This is a genomic window from Rhizobium leguminosarum bv. viciae, from assembly GCF_012276115.1.
Classification (GTDB): Bacteria; Pseudomonadota; Alphaproteobacteria; order Rhizobiales; family Rhizobiaceae; genus Rhizobium; species Rhizobium leguminosarum_T.
Genome location: NZ_WIEU01000053.1, coordinates 1 through 1297 on the forward strand (window position 1 = coordinate 1; position 1297 = coordinate 1297).

Sequence of the window (1297 nt, forward strand, 5' to 3'; positions counted from 1 at the left end):
CGTAAGCGGTGCCTTGACCCCACCTTCCGGATCAGCGTGTGATTGTTGATGTTGTTGCCGAACGAGGCTTCGACATATGACGATTACAGGATTTACGCATGGCACCAGTGAAGATGTGCCGTTGCAACGGTTTGAGGTTTTCACGGGAACAGGCCGTCGCCGCGACTGGAGCGACGAGGAGAAGGACCGCATTGTCGCCGAGAGCTATAGCGGCGAGATGTCGGTCAGTGCTGTTGCGCGTCGGCATGGGTTGTCGCCCGGACAATTGTTTACCTGGCGTCGGCAGGTGCGAAGTCAGGCGAAGCAAGACTCGCCGTCAATGTTTGTGCCAGCGGTAATTGATCGTCCGGCAGAGCCACCCCCGACACGGCGAAAGACGATAACGAGGAGCGCACTTCCAATTGCGGCAATCGAGCTGGAGGTTGGCGGCGCGATCGTCAGGATCGCATCTGGCACGGACAGCGCGACCATTGCTGCCGTGATCCAGGCCTTGAAGGCTCAGTCGTGATTGGTCCGTCCGGTGCGGTAAAGGTGATGATCGCCACCAAGCCCGTCGACTTCCGCAAAGGTGCTGAAGGATTGGCAGCACTGGTGAAGGCGGAGATGGGTGCTGACCCATTCTCTGGCACGATCTACGTGTTCCGCGCCAAACGAACGGACCGGATTAAGCTGATCTTCTGGGATGGCAGCGGCGTGTGCCTGGTCGCCAAGCGGCTTGAGGATGGCGAGTTCCATTGGCCTCGAATGCAGGACGGCGCGATGCATCTGACGGCCGTTCAGTTCTCGGCGCTGTTCGAGGGATTGGACTGGAAACGCGTGCATACGCCGAGCGAAACGCGCACGCCGGTAAGGGCTGGATGACGGCCGCGACCAATTGAATCAGCATCATCCAGCCTCTCGATCCGAGCGGTAAAATATGCTGTTCTTGGCGCATGACGATAACGGCGGACGAGCTTCCGGATGACCTGAACGCGCTGAAAGCGATGGTGCTTTCGCGCGAGGCGGAGAATGCCCGCCTGCGTCAGATCATCAAGGAATTGCAGCGCCACCGGTTCGGTCGCCGTGCCGAGGCGCTTCCCGAGGACCAGCTTCTGCTTGGGCTTGAAGAGGCCGAGCAAGTCGAAGCCGACGGACTGGAAGAGAAGGAACAGGCTGCCACGGCTCTTCGCCAGGCGCAGGTCGCCAAACGGCGCACGAACCGGGGCTCGCTGCCAGCGCACCTGCCGCGCATCGAGGTCGTGGTCGATATCGATGACCATGCCTGTCCTTGCTGCCGCAATAACCTGCATCGGATCGG

At 60.4% G+C, this 1297-nt stretch carries 3 protein-coding genes; all 3 read left to right on the forward strand.

What is annotated here, in order from left to right; translation table 11 throughout:
* Positions 1-76 precede the first annotated feature (76 nt).
* Entirely contained in the window at positions 77-508 is a 432-nt protein-coding gene (gene tnpA / locus GFM02_RS34710) for an IS66-like element accessory protein TnpA (protein ID WP_046669441.1), read from the forward strand.
* Positions 505-861, forward strand: coding sequence for an IS66 family insertion sequence element accessory protein TnpB (tnpB, locus tag GFM02_RS34715; protein ID WP_077988147.1), 357 nt, complete (start codon positions 505-507; stop codon positions 859-861). The genes tnpA and tnpB overlap by 4 nt, the downstream gene beginning before the upstream one ends.
* Before the next feature lie 71 nt (positions 862-932).
* A partial coding sequence (locus GFM02_RS34720) for a transposase (protein WP_205930596.1) occupies positions 933-1297 on the forward strand: 365 nt, incomplete at its 3' end.

What these genes read in the sequence shown, in the direction of transcription:
- tnpA (WP_046669441.1), top strand. Translation starts at nt 77, where the DNA reads ATGACGATTACAGGATTTACGCATGGCACCAGTGAAGATGTGCCGTTG.